Genomic DNA, 17,130 nt, shown 5'->3' with positions numbered 1-17,130 from the left:
AGCGGAGAAACCGAAGGAGAAAGCTTCCTTCGGTCTTTTCTTCCACAAAACCGTCACACCTTCATCACCCCTCGCGCGTGGCAACTATCGGCTGAATCCGCTATACTGAATGCATATATGTGAATAAATTCACTAGTAGCGTTCACAATCATGGCGAAAGGACGTTTTATAGATGAACCCATTGAAAGGCATCATCTCCGTACCGCGACGGACGATGGTCGCATTCGCCCTGGTGGCCGTCCTGATGGGACTTGCCATCGTCGGGCAATCGTATTTGATCGTCGATATCGTCGACCGGATCTTTTTGAAAGAAGCGGACTTTAAAAGCATCCTGCCGATGATGTGGCTTTTGCTCGGCTTACTCCTCCTGCGTGTCGCGACGACGTATTGGAACGGAAGACTCGGGGCGAAGACCGCAGCGGACATCAAACAGGAATTGCGCGAAAAGCTGCTCGCGAAATATACACGGACTCCTGTCGCCTCCGCGATTTCCGGACAGTCGGGGGAGAAGGTGAGCGTGCTGCTCGACGCCGTCGACGAGATGGACAGCTACTATAGCCAGTACTTGCCGAAGGTCGTCCAGACGACGATCGTCCCTTTGATGGTTCTCGTCGTCGCCTTCTCTTACGATCTGTACACTGGACTGATCATGATGATCACGGCACCCTTCATCCCGCTGTTCTACATCATCATCGGCATCATGACACAGAAGCGGGCGGACGCCCAGCTTGAGAAGATGACGGCGTTCTCCGGGAAGTTCCTCGACACGCTGCAAGGCATCACGACGCTCAAACTGTTCGGACGCGCGCGGCGTGAGGAGCAGGCGATCGAAGCGAGCAGCCATGCGTTCCGCGACGCGACACTCGCCGTCCTCAAGATCGCCTTCCTGTCCTCGCTCATGCTCGAGTTCATCTCGATGCTCAGTATGGGGCTGATCGCGCTCGAGGTGAGCCTGCGTTTGATCCTCTTCCAAAGCATCACGTTCTTCCCTGCGTTTCTCATGCTCGTGATTGCGCCGGAGTACTACCTCGCGCTCAAGGAGATGGGGGCGGCCTTCCATACGGGAAGAGGGAGCGTCGCTGCGGCGAAGCGTATCGCGTCCGAGCTCAGCGCAGAGGAACGGACGGTCGCTTTCGGGAAACTGGAGCTGGAGGCTGACGGACCGCCTGAGATCCGCCTCGACGATGTCTCGTTCACCTACGGGGAAAGCTTCGCGCTTCGCGACATCGAGATGAAGATTCGGCCGTATGAGAAGGTCGCCTTGATCGGAAAGAGCGGGGCCGGGAAATCGACGGTGTTGCAGCTGCTCGCGGGGCTTGCGGATCCGCTTTCCGGGGAGGTCCGGATCGACGGCAGGAAGCGCCATGACTATGCGGAAGCGAGCTGGTTCAAGCGCCTGAGCTACATCTCGCAGCATCCGTACCTGTACGCCGGCACGCTTGCAGACAACATCGCGATCGGCGATCTGCGCACGAGCTCGCGCGCGGAAATCGAGGAGGCCGGACGAAGAGCCGGTCTCGCTGAGCTCGCCTCGACTTTGCCGGAAGGCTACGACACGCTGATCGGCGAAGGCGGACGCGGTCTCTCGGGCGGCGAGAAGCAACGTGTCGCCCTCGCCCGCGCCTTCCTGAAACAACCGGACATCATCCTGTTCGATGAACCGACGACAGGACTCGACGTCCGGACGGAACGGCTGCTCAGGGAAGCGATGGAGGAACTCGGGCGCCGGGCCACGGTCGTCACGGTCGCGCACCGGCTGCATACGGTGCGCAAGGTCGATCAGATTTTCCTGCTCGACGCGGGCAGCCTGATCGATGCGGGAACCCATGAAGAATTGCTCGGACGGAGTGAAGCATACAGGGAGATGACGAAAGTCGGAGGAGGTGTTGCGAAATGAAGGAGCTCGAGTCCGTTTTAAAAGAGATGGTATCAGAGAAGCGCGACATCATCCTGTCGGTCCTGTTCGGCGTCCTCGCCGGTATCACGGCAGTCGGATTGTTCGCCGCGAGCGGCTTTCTGATCTCGAAGGCGGCGCTCCTGCCGCCGATCCAGACGCTCGCCGTCCTGATCGCCGTCCAGAAGCTGTCGAGCCTGACTCGCGCCGTCAGCCGTTATGCCGAGCGCTACTATTCGCACCGGGCGACGTTCACGATCCTCGGAAACTTGCGGACGTCGTTCTACCGGCGGCTCGAGCCGCTCGCGCCGGGCATCTTCAATAAATACCGGAGCGGCGACTTGCTCGCGCGGATCGTCGGGGACGTCGAGAGCCTGCAGCATACGTTTCTCCGTGTGCTCTATCCGCCGATCGTGCTCGTGCTCGTCTTCCTCTGTACGATTTTCTTCGTCAGCTTCTTCGCGATCGAGGTCTCGCTCCTTCTGCTTGCAGGAGCCGTCCTGACGGGCTTCATCATCCCGGCACTCTTCGCGGTGAGGGAGCGACGTCTTGCGCGGACTGTCCGGGCGAGACGCGCAGTCTTGTCGACGGAAGTGACGGAGTTGCTGCAAGGGTATCGTGACCTGAAGATCTACCAGCAGCTTGACGAGAAGGAACGGCTGCTCGCTGAGGCGAGTGCCGCCTATGTCTCAGAGCAGCGCAGACGGGAACTCGACGGTGTCCGCAACCTGTCCGTCAACACGTTCGCGACGTTCATCATCTCATGGCTCGTCCTCGGGCTCGGCGCATGGCTCGTGACGGAAGGTGAGCTCGACGGCGTGTTCCTTGCGCTGCTCGTCATGACGTCGCTGACCGTTTTCGAGAACGCTGCACCGATGGCGATCCTGCCGGGCTTCTTCGAGGACAGCCGCCACGCGGCGGTGCGCCTCGAGGAAGTCGTTTCGGAAGAACGCGTGCAGGCTGAGAGCGGGATGCCGGAAGGACCGGTATCGATCGTCTTCAACGACGTCTCATTCAACTATCCGGGTGAGGCGCGTCCGGCCGTGTCAGGCGTCTCGTTCGAACTTCCTGCCGGTTCGAAGACGGCGATCGTCGGAGCGAGCGGATCCGGCAAATCGACATTGCTTCAGCTGTTGTTGCTGATGTATCCGGCTACAGGCATCACGATCAACGGAACCGACGCGAGACGGATTGATCAGGAAAGCCTGTACGCGATTGCGAACGTCGCACTGCAACAGAACCATTTCTTCTACGGGACGATCCGGGACAACCTGCTTCTCGCCGGTGAGACCGCCGATAAAGACTTGCTTGCCGCACTCGAAGCAGTCGCACTCGGGCATCTCACGCTCGAAGATCAGGTCTTCGAGAAAGGAGAGAACTTGTCCGGGGGTGAACGCCAACGTCTCGCAATCGCCCGCTTGTTGCTCCGGGAGGCCCGGATTTGGCTGCTCGACGAACCGACATCGTCGGTCGATCCGGTGACGGAGGCGCAAATCCATGAACAGCTCCTTGCCGCTGTGAAGGACGGAACGTTCGTCCTCGTCAGCCACCGCTTGCAAGGACTCGAGCGGATGGACCAAATCCTCGTCATGGACGAGGGACGCCTCGTCGAATCCGGCACCTATGCCGAACTGATGGATGCAAGAGGATACTTCTATGAAATGAAACAAATCGAACAGGCTGTCCTTGCCTGAACACGAAAATCCCGCTCTGCCCCCGACTGTGGGGCGAAGCGGGATTATTCGTGCGTCAGATCGGTCTGAGCAGTGCGCGGACCGGACTGCCGTCGCCTTCCGTCAGGGGAAGCGGTACGGCAATCAATTCATAGTCGCCAGGCGCGATGTCCTTCAGGACGACTCCTTCGAGTATATGGACGCCGTTTTCCGCGAGAGCGTGGTGTGCGTCCATCTCCTTGCTGTCGATCGCATCGACGGACGGCAAATCGAGTCCGAGCAGGACGACGTCATGGCGTCCGAGATGTTCCGCGAGATCCCGCGTGACCGGGGGGATCGACTTCGGGAACGTCTTCAAGTCCGGCCAAGCATCCGTCTTGATCAGCAGACGTGATACGCCGGTCAGGTCGATTCCTTCGAGTGCGCCTGCGTCGATCACCTGAAGTCCGGGCAGGTGGACGACCTTCGCCTTACCGATATAGACATCGGGATCGAGCGCGAGGACGCGCTTGCCGGCGTCATCGAAATGGAACGGGGCGTCGATGTGGGTGCCTGTGTGCAGGCTCATCGTCACCTTACCGACATTGACGGACCCGCTCTCCGACTTCGGCCAGACCACCTCGTAGGAGAAGGTGGTGTCGCCCGGCCAGGTCGTGATGGTCGCGTCGAGAGGTTGGGAGACATCGATCCATTTCGTCATAGCTTCGTCCTCACGCTCCACAGCTCAGGGAAGAACCGGTGATCGAGGACGCGACGCAGATAGTGGACACCGGACGATCCGCCCGTCCCCGGCTTGTTGCCGATGATCCGTTCGACGGTGCTCATATGGTTGAAGCGCCACATCTGCTGCTGGCTGCCGATATCGAGCAGCTTCTCACCGAGTTCGTACAGGTCCCAGTACCGCTCGACATCGCGATAGACCGTCACCCATGCGTTCTCGACGCTCTCGTTCGGGACGTAGTCCTGAGACCAGTCACGCTCGAGTGCTTCAGCATCGATCGGAAGACCGCGTCTTGCCATCTCCCGGATCGTGACATCGTAGATGCTCGGTGCGCAGAGGTGCTGTTGCATCTCTGCGAACAATGGAGCATCATGTTCATAAACTTTGAGCATATGCGCGTTCTTGAAACCTAGCGCGAACTCGATCTTCCGGTTCTGGAACGACTGGAAGCCGGAAGAGGAGCCGAGCTGATCGCGGAATTCAAGATATTCGGCCGGAGTCAGCGTCGCGAGCACGCTCCATGACTGAATCAGCTGTTGTTGGATTTTCGAGACGCGGGCGAGCATCTTGAAGGAACGTTCGAGTTCCTCGTTCGCGATCGCCTTCGTCGCGGCATCGATTTCATGCAGGATGAGCTTCATCCAGAGTTCACTCGTCTGATGGATGATGATGAACAACATTTCGTCGTGATGATCGGACAGGCGACGCTGGCTCGACAAAATCGGGTCGAGCGCAAGGTAGTCGCCGTACGACATCGCTTGCTTGAAATCGGTCTGGATCGTTCCTTCGAGCGGACCGTCGTATGCTTTTGTCATGATGAACCTCTCCTTACGGAATCATTTGGCGTCTTCCTTCGCAGCACCCGTCTCTTCCTGCGGCTGCGCGACGACTGCGTTTTGGCGTTTCCAGAAGTAATAGGCAGCTGACAGGAACAATAGCCATGGCACGCCGAACTGCAGGACGATCTTGAACATCGTGAACCAGGTCGACACGACGAGCGCAAACAGCAGCACGGCACCAAGGATCGACAGGTACGGATAGCCGATCATCTTGACCGGAAGCGTCCGGCCGCCTGTCGCTTCCCACGACTTGCGGAAGTACAGGTGCGAGACGAAGATCATGAACCAGGTGAACAGGGCACCAAACATCGAGATGCCCATCATGAACGGATAGGATCCGGCAGCCATGCCGCTGACGAGGGCTGCGAGGAAGATACCGATCGTCGAGACGCCGAGCGCGTAGAGCGGCACGTCCTTCTTGCTGAGCCGGCTGAACACGCGCGGTGCGTAAGTTGATTTCGACAAGGAGTACATCATCCGGGTCGAGGCATAGAGCTGGCTGTTCATGGCAGAAAGTGCGGCGGTCAGGACGATGAAGTTCATGATGCCGGAAGCTCCCGGAATCGAGAGGATCTCCATGACCTTGACGAATGGACTCTTGTCGATGCCAGCCTCTTTCCAAGGTACGATCATCAGCATGAGGGCGATCGTCACGACGTAGAACGTCGACAAACGGAAGACCGTCGCCTTGAGCGCCTTCGGTACCGCCGTGTCCGGGTCCTTCGCTTCACCCGCTGTGACGGCGATGAGCTCAGTCCCAAGGAAACTGAAGAGCGAAATGAAGATCGCGACCCACATGCCCCACCAGCCGAACGGCATGAACCCTCCGGCGTTCGTCAGGTTCTTCGCGCCCATCTCAGGAGAAGGGTCGCCGATCAAGAGATAGGCACCGAGCAGAATGAACATGAGGATGGCACTGATCTTGATGACGGAGAACCAATATTCGAACGTCGCGAACGTATGGACCGTCGTCGCATTGATATAGATGAGGGCGACAGCGAACAACAGAATCCAGACATATCCGGGGACGTCCGGGAACCAATACTTCATGTAGATGGCGATTGCGCTGACCTCGACGCCGATCGCGAGGACGTTCGCGACCCAGTAGGAATAGCGGACGAGGAAGCCGGCATAGGGACTGACATACTTCTCAGCGATCGTACCGAACGATCCGGATGTCGGATGCGCGACGGTCATCTCGGCGAGACAGCCCATCAAAAGCAGGACGATCAAGGCACCGACCGCATAACTGAGTAACACGCTCGGCCCCGCCGTCTGGATGGCAAGACCGCTTCCGAGAAATAGACCGGTCCCGATCGCGCAACCCATCGCGATCATCGTCAATTGGCGTGTCTTGAGATCACGCCGTAATTCGCCTGGCTGGTGTTTCTGCTCCATGAACAATTACCCTCCTTACGCGACTGTTTCGCGTTCATTTGAAAAGCGCTTGTATTGCTCTTCAAGCATGATCGTCCCGAGGAGCGAGACGACGTCGTACACATCCGCATACGTGTTGTACAGCGCGACGGGAGCGAGACGGATGATGTTCGGGGCGCGGAAATCAGGGATGACGCCATTCTCCTTCAGCGCCTTACAGATGCGGGCCGCTTCCGGATGTTCGAGGCTGATGTGGGCGCCCCGTTTGTCGTCTTCCCTTGGGTTTCCGATCACGAAGCCGAATCCTTCGAGCTCTTCGTCGATCAAGTCCATCATGTACTGGGTTAATTGAAGAGATTTCGCGCGGACCCGGTCAATTCCTGCTTCTTTGAACATTTTTAATGCGCCAATTTGCGGGGCGAGGCTAAGGACGTGCGGTGTCCCGATCTGATAAGCGCCGGCGTCTTCGGCCGGCGTCATCGAATGGTCCATGTCGAACTGTTTATCCTTGCGTGAACCGAACCAGCCGGAAAGCCCTGGATATGTCCCGAAGTGCCGCTCGTGGACGAACAGGCCTCCGACGCTCCCCGGACCGCCATTCAGGTGTTTATAGTTGCACCAGTAGGCGAAGTCGACGCCCCAGTCATGGAACTCATGCGGAATCGCACCGACCGAGTGACAACCGTCGAAGCCGATCAGGATGCCGCGCGCATGCGCTTCAGCCGTCAGGCGCTCCATGTCTAGAATCTGCCCACTCCGGTAGAGGACGGTCGGCAGGACGATCAATGCGACGTCAGGCGTCATCGCCTCGATGATGTCCTCCTCGTCAAGGAATCGGCCATCCCTGCTCTCGACCTGAACCAGGTGTTCGGCCGGATCGAGCCCGCGCAAACGGATCTGGCTCTGCAGGCCGTAGATGTCGGAAGGAAACGTCAGGCTGTCTGCGAGGATCTTCGTCCGCTTGCCGTGCGGATGGTAGAATGTCGAAACGAGTTGGTGGAGGTTGACGGTCGTAGAACCTGTCACCATGACCTCCTCCGGCCTGCCTCCGACTAGCGGGGCGTTCAGCGCAGCGAGTTCCTCCGAGAGCGTAAACCACGGATGGCGCCCTTGCATCCAACCGTCGATCCCGAGTTCGCGCCAGTCGGCAAGCGATTCGAGCAATGACTGTTCAGCCCGTTTCGACAGTAAACCGAGCGAATTCCCGTCCATATAGATCGTCCCGGGACGGAGATAGAACTCCTCCCGATAATCAGCGAGAGGATCGACCAGATCCAGCTCGTTTGCGTAGGCGCGTGTATATTCATAAGTCATGGAAAGACCTCCCTGTTTAATTTTCAGATAATTCCAAACAAAGCGTAGCAAAGAAATTGACACTGTGTCAATATTATTCAAAAGAGCACATCGGAAGAGGAGAAATGACGGGTGAGAGAGAAGACGGATAATATGAAAAAGACGGATAAAATCGATCGGCGCCATTTGCGCTCGATCCAGACGAGGGCCAAACTGCTCGAGGCGGGAAAAACCGTATTCCTCGAGAACGGCTTCCAGCAGGCGACGATTTCACAGATCATCAAGCGGGCAGGGGTAGGATACGGGACGGCATACGTCCACTTCGAAGGAAAGGACGACATACTCGTCGTGCTGATGGAGGATGTGATGGCGGCGTTCTACCGCGTGGCGGAAGCACCGTTCGATCCGGTGACGCGCAATGAAGCAACGAGAATCATCGAACGGCAGGCGACGGAGTTCCTGAAGCTCGCCGAGAAGGAGCGGCACATGCTGCGTGTCTTTGAGCAGGCGATCGGTATTTCGGATGCCGCACGACGAACGTGGCAAATGATACGCGAGCGGTTCATCGAGAGCATCGCGAAGGACATCCGCAGTGCGCAGCAGGCGGGACTCGCGCGCGAATTGAACCCGGACATCGTCGCGCGCGGCTGGTTCTTCGCGAACGAGATGTACCTGTTCGAAATCGTGAGGGAAGAGCAGACGGAGTCGGTCGAGACGATTGCGCGGACGCTTACGGCCATCTACACCGGTGGCTTGTACCCGCGCTGATTGGAGGGGGACAGCATGATATCATTCCACGAATACGAGGAGTCGGAACAAGAACAATTGATCGAGCTGTTGACGAGCGAGCACTGGCCTTTCCACGGACAGGAACAGCCGACAGCGGAATCGGTCGAGGCGCTGATCGACAAAGGTTTCTTCTCAGGAGCCGGCGTCAAGACGTTCTTCGTCAGACGCGAGGAGAAAGCGATCGGCCTGCTCCGCCTGTTCGACCTCGAGGATCCGACGGCACTGTTCGATATACGGATGAAAGGTCTTGAGCGGCGCGAAGGATATGGTTTCCTTGCCGTCAAATGGCTGACGAGCTACACGTTCGTCAACTATCCTGACGTCATACGGATCGAAGGACATACGAGGGCTGATAACATCGGGATGCGCAAGCTGTTCCATAAATGCGACTATGTCAAAGAGGCCTATCACCGGAAGGCTTGGCCGCAGGCCGGAAAGTGGTTCGATTCGGTCGGGTACGCGATGCTGCGGGAAGATTTCGAGAACGGGACGGTGACGCCGGTCATCGATGATATCCCGTTTTGAGAATCGATGCGATTGATCGGGCAGTGAACGGGAATCGTACCATCTAGGAGGTGGATGCGGATGGCATTCGATTACGAACTCAATTTCGAGACGACGGACTTCCGGAGAAATCCGGAACTGTACCGGGTCGGACGGGGCGAACAAGGGGTCCTGCTCGTCGAACCGTACAAGGGCGAGATTCTTCCGCACTGGCGTTTCAAGACACCCGCCATCGCGAAGGAGTCGTCCGAGGCAATCTATGCGATGTTTCTCGACTATAAGAAGGATGGCGATTTCGTCGGGATGGACATGGCACGTAAATTCATCCAGATGGGATATACACGGGCCCGGAGATATGCGAACTACAAGGGCGGACGAAAATACAAGGACCGTGAAAACGGGGAGCGTAACGCGAGGCAGATCGATCAGGAAAAGGCAGAGTCGGCGCGGATCTTCAAAGAGAAATGGGACGTCATCCGGGCGGACGAGGAGTACCTCGCCTTGAAGAAGGCGCATCAGAAGAAATACGGCTGAACGAAAAAAACGGACAAGGACGGTTCCTGCATGAGGAAACCGTCCTTGTCCGTTTGTTCAGTCCTGTTCGATTTTTGTGATCAAACGCGCCTGGCGTCGCTGCCAAATCAGGGAACCGGCGAGCGTCACGGCAAGGACGATGAGCCCGAGCATGAACGGGAACAGGATGTCGACGTCATAGAGCAGACCAGCGAGCGTCGGTCCGAGGACGTTGCCGATGCTCATGTAGGCGTTGTTCATTCCCATCGCGAAGCCCTGTTCGTTGCCTGCGAGCTTCGAAATCATCGTGTTCAGAACGGGACGCAGGATGGCTGTCGCAAGGAAGATGACGAGCGTGATCGCGAAGAAGGCGACGTAGCTCGAGGCGAACAGCGACAGCAGGAACCCGATTGCCGCGACGAACAGAAAGGCGTTCAGCACCCTTGCTTCACCGAAGCGGCGCGTGATGCCGTCGACGATGAAGATCTGGGCGACGACGCTGATGATTCCGGTCGATGTGACCATCAGCGCGATATCCTTCGGTGTCGCGCCGAACTGGTGATCGATGAACAATCCGAGAACCGATTCGTAGGCCATCAGACCGAAGCTCATGACGAGGGTGATGACGAGCGGGACGAAGTACGGTTTATGGAACGAGGTGCCAAGCTTCTTCAGCATCGAACCTTCCTCCGGAGCTGGAGCCATCGCCGTATCGGCGTGATATTCGCTCTCCTTCAGGATGACGACGCTGAACAGGACGGCGGCGAGCGAGACGATGGCCGAGACGAGAAGCGGAAGCTTCAGGTCGTAGTCGGCGAGGAATCCGCCGATGCCGGGGCCGATGACGATCCCGAGCGACATCGCGGCTGAGACGAAGCTGTTTCCTTTCGCCCGCTGATCCATCGTCGTGATATCCGCGACGTAAGCGAAGATCGCCGGAATCAGAAGGGCGGCCCCGATGCCGCCGATCGCACGGGACAGATAAAGGACCGTGACGCTGTTCGAGAAGTAGAAGACGAACATCGACAGCGTAAGCCCTGCAAGGCCGTAGATGATCATCTTGCGACGTCCGTGTTCGTCCGCCCATTTTCCGGCGACAGGCGACATGATGAGCTGGGCGCCGGCAAAGATGGCGATCATCAGACCAGCGGCAGTCCCGCCTTCCCCGATCGAGGCGAGGTAGGCTGGAAGGATCGGAATGATGATACCGAAACTTCCGACGGCGATGAACATGTTGATCATGAGGACGGTCAGTTTCTTTCGTTGTTCTGGTTGCATGGAGTACCTGCTTTCTGGAATATGTAGGATAGTCGTATCTGATTATCTTAGGTTCAAGACGAATCATGTGTCAAATCACGGGCTCTGTGAACGATGAACGATATGAAAGATACGCACTTCTCATCAGTCGCAAAATACATGAAAAGCGTCTCCGCGAGGGAGACGCTTTTCATGGTTTCATCTTCTGCGGCTTCAACAGCCACGACAAGTTCGGCTGCAATAGTGGACGAAGCGCCATCGTGACGTAGCGGTTCGAAAGGACCAAGACTAGCATAACCGATCCTGCGAGCGATACGCCGATCAGGAGCCAGGGTGAGTCCGCGATTGCAGGCGGGACATATTCCCGGAAGAACCGGACGGCAATCGTGTGGATCAGGTAGATCGCAAGCGTCTGAATCCCGATCTGGTCCATCGTCTGGCCGAGCGAACGCTTCGGCAAAAGGATCAGGACGGCGAACAGCATCGCGACGCTGAGTGCATAGATGAAGAGATGGGTCGTGATCCCGGTCAGCAGGCTGACGTCGAACTCACGGTAACGGTCGCGGAAGAAGAGCCACTCTGTCTCGAACCCGTTGCGTTGCCACCACCACATGAACACCGTCGCAAGAACGACGAAAGCAAGTGCTGCGAGACGCACCGGTACAGCCGTCAGACGCTCGCGTGTCGCGCCGGGGGCGAGCCAGCCCTTCTCTTTGACAAGGTAGCCGAGCAGGAAGAACGGATAGAAGCTGACGACCTTATGGAGCGAGAAGAACTTCGTGATCGGATCCGGGCTCATCGCGATGAAGACGGCGAGCACCACGCTCCAGAGCAACGGATAGCGCAGCTTCAAGAAGAGCGGGGTGACCGCTTGCCAAAGGATGACGCCAATCAGGAACCAGAGCGTCCACATCGGCACGTACGGCGCAAGCAGCCGGTCGTTCCATTCCACATACGGTATGTCCTGGATGAACGCCCAGTTAAGCACATGGATCGTATACCAGATCGCATAGAGAGCGATGAAGCCGATCAGCTTCTCCGGGCGCAATTTTCGGAAGAAGTAGCCGCTCATGAAGATGAAGGCGGGCATGTGCAACAGGTAGATGACGTTGTAGACGTCGTGGACGATCTCGTTGCCACTGCGCGCCCTGTACGCCTCGACCATATGGCCGAACACGACGAGAAAGATCAACAGCGTCTTGTAATTTCCAAGCCAGTGGTCGTACGCCTTCGCCGGTTCTAAAACCGGCTTTCTCATGATGTTCATGAGTTCTTCCCGAGCAGGATCTGATCGACGAACCGTTCGCTCGACTTGCCGTCCTGATGTTCGAAGAAATGGTTCGCGAAGCGTTCGACCTTCTCGATATCGAAGTCGCCGCTTTGGATGCGCTCGATCAGCTCATCACACGTCCGGACGATCGGTCCAGGGACGAACGATTCGAAATCATAATAGAAGTCGCGTTTTGCGATGTAATCCTCGAGGTCGTAAGCGAAGAAGAGCATCGGACGCTTCAGCAGCGAGAACTCGAAGCATGTCGACGAATAATCCGTGATCATGATGTCCGAGATGAACAGGAGCTCGTTGATCTCGCGATAGTCCGTCAAGTCGAGGAAAAAGTCGCGATAGGTCTCGGGGATGTCGGGACGATCGAGAATGAACGGATGGAGTTTCAATACGAAGACGTACTCCTCATGGAACGCTTCGTACAGTGCACTCAGGTCGAGCTGTCCGAAATCGTAATGGGCGGTACGCGCACCATTCCCGCGAAAGGTCGGGGCGAACATGATGACCTTCTTCTGCTTCAGGAGCGGATACTTCTCGTAGAGCGATTCCTTCGTTTTCGCGATGTATTCCTGGTCGAAAAACATGTCCGTGCGCGGAATCCCGGTCGCAATGACGTTGTCCTCCTCCATCCCGAACCCTTCGGCGTAATGGCGTGCGACGTGCTTCGAGCTGACGATCGCCTTCGTGTAGTTGCGATGGCTGAGCGAGTTCGCGCTCGGACCGCCCGGCTTGCCTAGACGGCTGTAGCCGAATGTCTTGAAGGCGCCAACCGCGTGCCAGACTTGAACAAGTTCCGTACCGCGGCGAATCTTGAGCGGATAGACCATCGGATAGAAATCATCGACGAACACATATTTGGCTGTCGCGAGATGATACGGCAACGCGAACTTGTCGCGCCATTTGCGGCGCGATTTCAGATGAGGCTTGAAGAAGAAACGGATGTCGAGGTCGAGGCCGCGCCGCTTGATCTCGTCTAGGATATAGGCGAAGTTTCCGCTGATGTCATCGCGCGAGTCAGATGCGAAGATGAGCTTGTTCCGTTGGAGCGGCTGCGTCCATTTCGTCACGTTATAGATCGACGTGTAGACGAATTGGCGGAATCGGAAGAGTTTCTGTCGAATCGCTTTTTGCCGTCTTTTGACAGACTGGACGATCCGAATCAATCGCTTCGACTCACCGAGCTTGAGCGAATGGAAACCGAGCGTATCGCTATAGTCCGAATACTGGATGATCAGCTGATAGCTCAGACGGAGCATCGCCGTGTTGTAGAGCGTCTCCGTCTTATAGACGACCGGGATGAGATGCCGCGTGTCGCCAAGCGGTGCTTCTTGGATGACTGTGTCCCCTTGGACGAGACCGCAGAAAGCATCGAAATAACCCATCGGCAACGGGCGTCCCGTTGGTGTGACCTTGTTGAGATCGACCGTCCCCTCGAATACACCATCCTCCCAGCCGGCAGCCCATGGAAATCTGACGATGAACTGGCGTTGGTTACGTTTGTTGCGGAAGATGAGCGCGCGCTCTACAGACAGTGCATCTTCAAAGGTGACGGTATTTTCGAACAGCGTCTGTTCAGTTTTCAAAAAATCACTTGCGCCCTCCATGCGGATGGCGAAGCGCATCTTCGTTCCGACGAACTCAAGGCGCTCCGTTTTCACTTCAAGAATAGGCAAGGTCATTTTGCGTTTCAACATACGAAACACTCCTTGTCAATAAAATGAGTTCAACATGAACAAATTTTACAAATAATTATCTTTCTTTACAATATTACACTGTATGAGGAAGGATAAGTATGATATATAAAGAAATAACTGAATATTTAACCATTAATTTCTTGGATTGTCGTTTGTTGTCGTGTCGTCTGCCTTAAAAAGGGATTACAACGAGCTGAAGGACGTCTGAAGGAGATGAACCGTACTGTCAGGGAGGCAGTGTTTTTATCATGATATGTGTTATTGAGTTGATTTAGCGGAATGAAGATTTCACCTCAAAAAAGGAGGGAGTGGGAGACCTTCTGAAGCAGGTTCCCGCGTAACGAATGATCTATGCAGCAATTTTAGCAGGCGGCAAAGGGACACGAATGGGCAATGTCGATAAGCCGAAACAATTTCTCATGATCGGAGACCGTCCGATACTCGTACACACGGTGGAGAAGTTCCTTCTGCACGAAGAATTTTCGAGGATTATCGTCGTGACTCCTGAAGAGTGGACGAACTATACACTCGATATATTAGAACGGTACATCGGTTTCGATGAACGTATCATCGTCACGAATGGCGGAAGTGATCGAAATGAATCGATCATGGCTGCGGTGAAGTGGATCGAAGAAAATGAAGGTTTAGGGGATCAGGACATCATCGTCACGCATGACGCGGTACGTCCATTCTTAACGCATCGAATCATTTCGGAAAACATTGCATCTTCACTTGAAAACGAAGCTGTGGATACAGTGATTGCTGCGATTGATACGATCGTCACATCAAAGGATGGGAAGACGGTCAGCGGTATACCGGTCCGTAATGAGATGTATCAGGGGCAGACACCTCAAAGTTTCAACATCAAGAAACTAAAAACACATTATGAATCACTTGGACCGCAGGAACGGTCGATTTTGACGGATGCCTGTAAAATTTTCTTGCTCAAAGGCAGTAGTGTCGCACTCGTCGAAGGCGAGATGTTCAACATCAAAGTGACGACTCCATATGATCTTCGCGTTGCGAATTCGATTCTAAAGGAGCATATCAACAGATGATCAATCCAATTTACCGCCTTGTCGCTCCGCGCCGGATTGAAGTGAGTTATGATGTGAGATCCTTAAAAGATGATCGCGTCATCGTTCGGCCGACACATTTGTCGATTTGCCACGCGGACCAGCGTTATTTCACGGGCAATCGCAGTGCCGAAGCCCTCGCGAAGAAATTGCCGATGGCCATGATCCATGAAGGTATAGGCAAGGTCGTCTACGATCCGGCAGGCCGCTTCAAAGTCGGCACGAAGGTTGCCATGGTCCCGAACTCCCCAGTCGATTCGGACGAGATCATCGGAGAGAACTACCTTCGGACGAGCCGTTTCCGATCGAGCGGATATGACGGATACATGCAGGACTACGCATTCATGAAGGCGGACCGCCTCGTCGAGCTCCCTGGATCGATCGATGAGGAAGTCGCTGCCTTCACGGAACTCGTCAGCGTCGCCGTCCATGCCATCACACGCTTCGACTCGATTGCGCACTCGCGCCGTGAAGTGTTCGGCATATGGGGAGACGGGAACCTCGGTTTCATCACAGCCCTTCTCCTTCGTAAAATCTACCCGAAAGCACGCCTCATCATCTTCGGCAAGACACAGGAGAAGCTTGACTATTTCTCGTTCGCGAGTGAAGTTCACCACATCGAGCGCATTCCGAGGGATATGAAGTTGAACCATGCGTTCGAATGTGTGGGCGGCATCGGCAGCCAGTACGCGGTGAATCAGATCATCGAACACATCGATCCGGAAGGGACGGTCGCGCTGCTCGGTGTATCTGAAGACCATGTCGCGCTCAATACACGGATGATCCTCGAAAAAGGACTTCGCGTATACGGATCGAGCCGCAGCACGCCGGCAGATTTCCAAAAGACGATGGATCTCTACGAACAATATCCGGATGTCCCGAAGTACTTGGCTAACCTCGTCTCGAGCGTTCATGACATTCGGTGCATCGACGACATCTACCGGGCGTTCGAATCGGATTTGACGAACGGTTTCGGCAAGACTGTCCTGAAATGGAATATGTGATCCGAATCAATAGCTCGCAGCCGCAATGTTCTTCACCGGACATTACGGTTTTTTTGTTTTCTCGTGCGTCATGTCTGCTAAAAAAGGAACCGGGGGGAGGGCTCGCGGCTCTCCTTCTCTCGGTTCCTTCGGATCATTCCATGGGGCTTTTGGCGCGAGCGGGGGTAGGCTCGCAGGATGCGCATTTCAACTAGAAATGCGTCAACTTGTTGCGTGCGCTCTCACGTTTTTTTACGGGCGGGACGACGTCCGGCCAGCCGAGCTGGAGGACACCGACGACACGTTCCGTCGAGGAAACGCCGACGAGCTGTTCATACTCTTCGGTGTACCAGTGCTTGCCAGTCTTCCAACAGACGCCGAGACCGATATCGGTCGCGAGCAATTGGATGTTCTGGATCAGGGCGGCCGTAGCGAGAAGGTCCTCGGTCTGCTGTGCTTCCGTGCCGATCGTCTGACAAAGCACAGTCAAATATACGGGAACGGTTGTGAACTGGCATTCCAAGGCTTTCCGCTGTTCCGGAGTCTTTCCGTCGAACTTGCCGGACCGCTCGAGCAACTGGAGCAACTCTTCGACATATCGTTCCCGCCCCTCGTCGATTGCGAGGACGAAACGCCACGGTTCCCGCAGCTTATGGTTCGGAGCATAGACGGCGATGTCGAGCAGTTCGAGTACCAATTCCTCGGGCACCGGCTGATCCGTGTATTTCCGGACGGTCCGGCGCTCGAGTATGAGCTGTTTTGCGTTCATGTGGCGCCTCCTTCATCTGATTCGATGTTCGTTCGGTCGAGAATCTCCATGATGTCATCATTGACTTATGTGACTCGATTTTTGCGATGGGATAGAAATGGACTTCTCTTTTCAGTGTCGACTGCCGTGCCATTGGCCAATATTCCATGACTTGGCAGCGTCGACCACCTTGGCACTGCCTGCCAGAGGATACGTCAGGAAAAATGTTGGAATGATCCACAATGCTTTCCTGGATAACTGAAAGACTTAATTGTACAATACTAGGTGAGACTCCACTATAATTGATAACGATTATCATTGTCAATTACTAAATGGCCATTTACGCTGAAAAAGGAAGAAAACCGTGACGTGTACATATAGTTTTGTCAGGAGTCGTCCTATTCCCGCCTCTTGAACTGACAAGGAAAGTTATCATCCTGATTGATGAACGTGGTTCATATCGATTTCGCCTAGCGGCTCGAGG

15 protein-coding genes are annotated in these 17,130 nt (G+C 55.7%); 7 read left to right on the top strand and 8 right to left on the bottom strand.

Annotated features, from left to right (window positions below):
• The first annotated feature begins 172 nt into the window (after window positions 1–172).
• Both cydD and cydC read left to right on the top strand, forming a co-directional pair.
• Complete coding sequence (gene cydD / locus DFG60_RS08675) at window positions 173–1,897, top strand: thiol reductant ABC exporter subunit CydD (protein ID WP_114571363.1); 1,725 nt, start codon at window positions 173–175, stop codon at window positions 1,895–1,897.
• Window positions 1,894–3,588: a thiol reductant ABC exporter subunit CydC gene (gene cydC / locus DFG60_RS08670; RefSeq protein ID WP_114571362.1), complete on the top strand. Its 1,695-nt coding sequence runs from the start codon at window positions 1,894–1,896 to the stop codon at window positions 3,586–3,588. Before cydD ends, cydC begins: the two co-directional genes overlap by 4 nt.
• Window positions 3,589–3,643: 55 nt before the next feature.
• Here the strand turns inward: cydC and kynB are convergent, their stop codons facing one another.
• From kynB to kynU, 4 genes are read right to left on the bottom strand one after another with little or no spacing between them, the layout of a single operon-like run.
• Window positions 3,644–4,267, bottom strand: coding sequence for an arylformamidase (gene kynB, locus DFG60_RS08665; protein WP_114571361.1), 624 nt, complete (start codon window positions 4,265–4,267; stop codon window positions 3,644–3,646).
• Entirely contained in the window at window positions 4,264–5,103 is an 840-nt protein-coding gene (gene kynA, locus DFG60_RS08660; RefSeq protein WP_114571360.1) for a tryptophan 2,3-dioxygenase, read from the bottom strand. Before kynA ends, kynB begins: the two co-directional genes overlap by 4 nt.
• Before the next feature lie 21 nt (window positions 5,104–5,124).
• Window positions 5,125–6,525, bottom strand: coding sequence for an amino acid permease (locus DFG60_RS08655; RefSeq protein ID WP_114571359.1), 1,401 nt, complete (start codon window positions 6,523–6,525; stop codon window positions 5,125–5,127).
• A 15-nt stretch (window positions 6,526–6,540) separates the two neighbouring features.
• On the bottom strand, window positions 6,541–7,818 hold the full coding sequence (gene kynU / locus DFG60_RS08650; RefSeq protein WP_114571358.1) for a kynureninase: 1,278 nt from the start codon (window positions 7,816–7,818) through the stop codon (window positions 6,541–6,543).
• A 132-nt stretch (window positions 7,819–7,950) separates the two neighbouring features.
• On the opposite strand from kynU, the gene DFG60_RS08645 reads away from it, so the two are divergent.
• Genes DFG60_RS08645 through DFG60_RS08635 form a run of 3 tightly spaced genes read left to right on the top strand, consistent with a single transcriptional unit; the run spans window position 7,951 to window position 9,624 of the window.
• Window positions 7,951–8,565, top strand: coding sequence for a TetR/AcrR family transcriptional regulator (locus tag DFG60_RS08645; protein ID WP_114571398.1), 615 nt, complete (start codon window positions 7,951–7,953; stop codon window positions 8,563–8,565).
• Window positions 8,566–8,580: 15 nt separating this feature from the next.
• On the top strand, window positions 8,581–9,111 hold the full coding sequence (locus DFG60_RS08640) for a GNAT family N-acetyltransferase (RefSeq protein WP_114571357.1): 531 nt from the start codon (window positions 8,581–8,583) through the stop codon (window positions 9,109–9,111).
• A 60-nt stretch (window positions 9,112–9,171) separates the two neighbouring features.
• On the top strand, window positions 9,172–9,624 hold the full coding sequence (locus DFG60_RS08635) for a DUF4385 domain-containing protein (RefSeq protein ID WP_114571356.1): 453 nt from the start codon (window positions 9,172–9,174) through the stop codon (window positions 9,622–9,624).
• A gap of 57 nt (window positions 9,625–9,681) precedes the next feature.
• Here the strand turns inward: DFG60_RS08635 and DFG60_RS08630 are convergent, their stop codons facing one another.
• The 3 genes from DFG60_RS08630 to DFG60_RS08620 form a co-directional block, all read right to left on the bottom strand.
• Window positions 9,682–10,881: an MFS transporter gene (locus tag DFG60_RS08630; protein ID WP_114571355.1), complete on the bottom strand. Its 1,200-nt coding sequence runs from the start codon at window positions 10,879–10,881 to the stop codon at window positions 9,682–9,684.
• Window positions 10,882–11,050: 169 nt separating this feature from the next.
• Window positions 11,051–12,127: an acyltransferase family protein gene (locus DFG60_RS08625; RefSeq protein WP_232818683.1), complete on the bottom strand. Its 1,077-nt coding sequence runs from the start codon at window positions 12,125–12,127 to the stop codon at window positions 11,051–11,053.
• Entirely contained in the window at window positions 12,124–13,839 is a 1,716-nt protein-coding gene (locus tag DFG60_RS08620; protein ID WP_232818682.1) for a CDP-glycerol glycerophosphotransferase family protein, read from the bottom strand. The genes DFG60_RS08625 and DFG60_RS08620 overlap by 4 nt, the downstream gene beginning before the upstream one ends.
• A 344-nt stretch (window positions 13,840–14,183) precedes the next feature.
• On the opposite strand from DFG60_RS08620, the gene DFG60_RS08615 reads away from it, so the two are divergent.
• Complete coding sequence (locus DFG60_RS08615) at window positions 14,184–14,897, top strand: IspD/TarI family cytidylyltransferase (RefSeq protein WP_114571354.1); 714 nt, start codon at window positions 14,184–14,186, stop codon at window positions 14,895–14,897.
• Complete coding sequence (locus DFG60_RS08610) at window positions 14,894–15,919, top strand: ribitol-5-phosphate dehydrogenase (RefSeq protein WP_114571353.1); 1,026 nt, start codon at window positions 14,894–14,896, stop codon at window positions 15,917–15,919. Before DFG60_RS08615 ends, DFG60_RS08610 begins: the two co-directional genes overlap by 4 nt.
• 190 nt (window positions 15,920–16,109) lie before the next feature.
• On the opposite strand, the gene DFG60_RS08605 is transcribed toward DFG60_RS08610, so the two are convergent.
• Window positions 16,110–16,667: a nitroreductase family protein gene (locus DFG60_RS08605; RefSeq protein ID WP_114571352.1), complete on the bottom strand. Its 558-nt coding sequence runs from the start codon at window positions 16,665–16,667 to the stop codon at window positions 16,110–16,112.
• Between the last annotated feature and the right edge of the window lie 463 nt (window positions 16,668–17,130).

This window comes from Exiguobacterium flavidum (assembly GCF_003344535.1).
GTDB classification, from domain to species: domain Bacteria; phylum Bacillota; class Bacilli; order Exiguobacteriales; family Exiguobacteriaceae; genus Exiguobacterium_A; species Exiguobacterium_A flavidum.
The sequence above is the reverse complement of the archived record's forward strand: the minus strand, read 5'-3'. Positions and strand labels throughout refer to the sequence as shown.

Excerpts from the sequence above, each read along its gene's own strand:
- DFG60_RS08615 (WP_114571354.1), top strand. The coding sequence starts at position 14,184 with ATGATCTATGCAGCAATTTTAGCAGGCGGCAAAGGGACACGAATGGGC.
- DFG60_RS08610 (WP_114571353.1), top strand. The coding sequence starts at position 14,894 with ATGATCAATCCAATTTACCGCCTTGTCGCTCCGCGCCGGATTGAAGTG.
- DFG60_RS08640 (WP_114571357.1), top strand. The coding sequence starts at position 8,581 with ATGATATCATTCCACGAATACGAGGAGTCGGAACAAGAACAATTGATC.
- DFG60_RS08625 (WP_232818683.1), bottom strand. The coding sequence starts at position 12,127 with ATGAACATCATGAGAAAGCCGGTTTTAGAACCGGCGAAGGCGTACGAC.
- DFG60_RS08645 (WP_114571398.1), top strand. The coding sequence starts at position 7,951 with ATGAAAAAGACGGATAAAATCGATCGGCGCCATTTGCGCTCGATCCAG.
- kynB (WP_114571361.1), bottom strand. The coding sequence starts at position 4,267 with ATGACGAAATGGATCGATGTCTCCCAACCTCTCGACGCGACCATCACG.
- kynA (WP_114571360.1), bottom strand. The coding sequence starts at position 5,103 with ATGACAAAAGCATACGACGGTCCGCTCGAAGGAACGATCCAGACCGAT.
- DFG60_RS08620 (WP_232818682.1), bottom strand. The coding sequence starts at position 13,839 with ATGTTGAAACGCAAAATGACCTTGCCTATTCTTGAAGTGAAAACGGAG.
- cydD (WP_114571363.1), top strand. The coding sequence starts at position 173 with ATGAACCCATTGAAAGGCATCATCTCCGTACCGCGACGGACGATGGTC.
- DFG60_RS08605 (WP_114571352.1), bottom strand. The coding sequence starts at position 16,667 with ATGAACGCAAAACAGCTCATACTCGAGCGCCGGACCGTCCGGAAATAC.
- DFG60_RS08655 (WP_114571359.1), bottom strand. The coding sequence starts at position 6,525 with ATGGAGCAGAAACACCAGCCAGGCGAATTACGGCGTGATCTCAAGACA.
- kynU (WP_114571358.1), bottom strand. The coding sequence starts at position 7,818 with ATGACTTATGAATATACACGCGCCTACGCAAACGAGCTGGATCTGGTC.
- DFG60_RS08635 (WP_114571356.1), top strand. The coding sequence starts at position 9,172 with ATGGCATTCGATTACGAACTCAATTTCGAGACGACGGACTTCCGGAGA.
- cydC (WP_114571362.1), top strand. The coding sequence starts at position 1,894 with ATGAAGGAGCTCGAGTCCGTTTTAAAAGAGATGGTATCAGAGAAGCGC.
- DFG60_RS08630 (WP_114571355.1), bottom strand. The coding sequence starts at position 10,881 with ATGCAACCAGAACAACGAAAGAAACTGACCGTCCTCATGATCAACATG.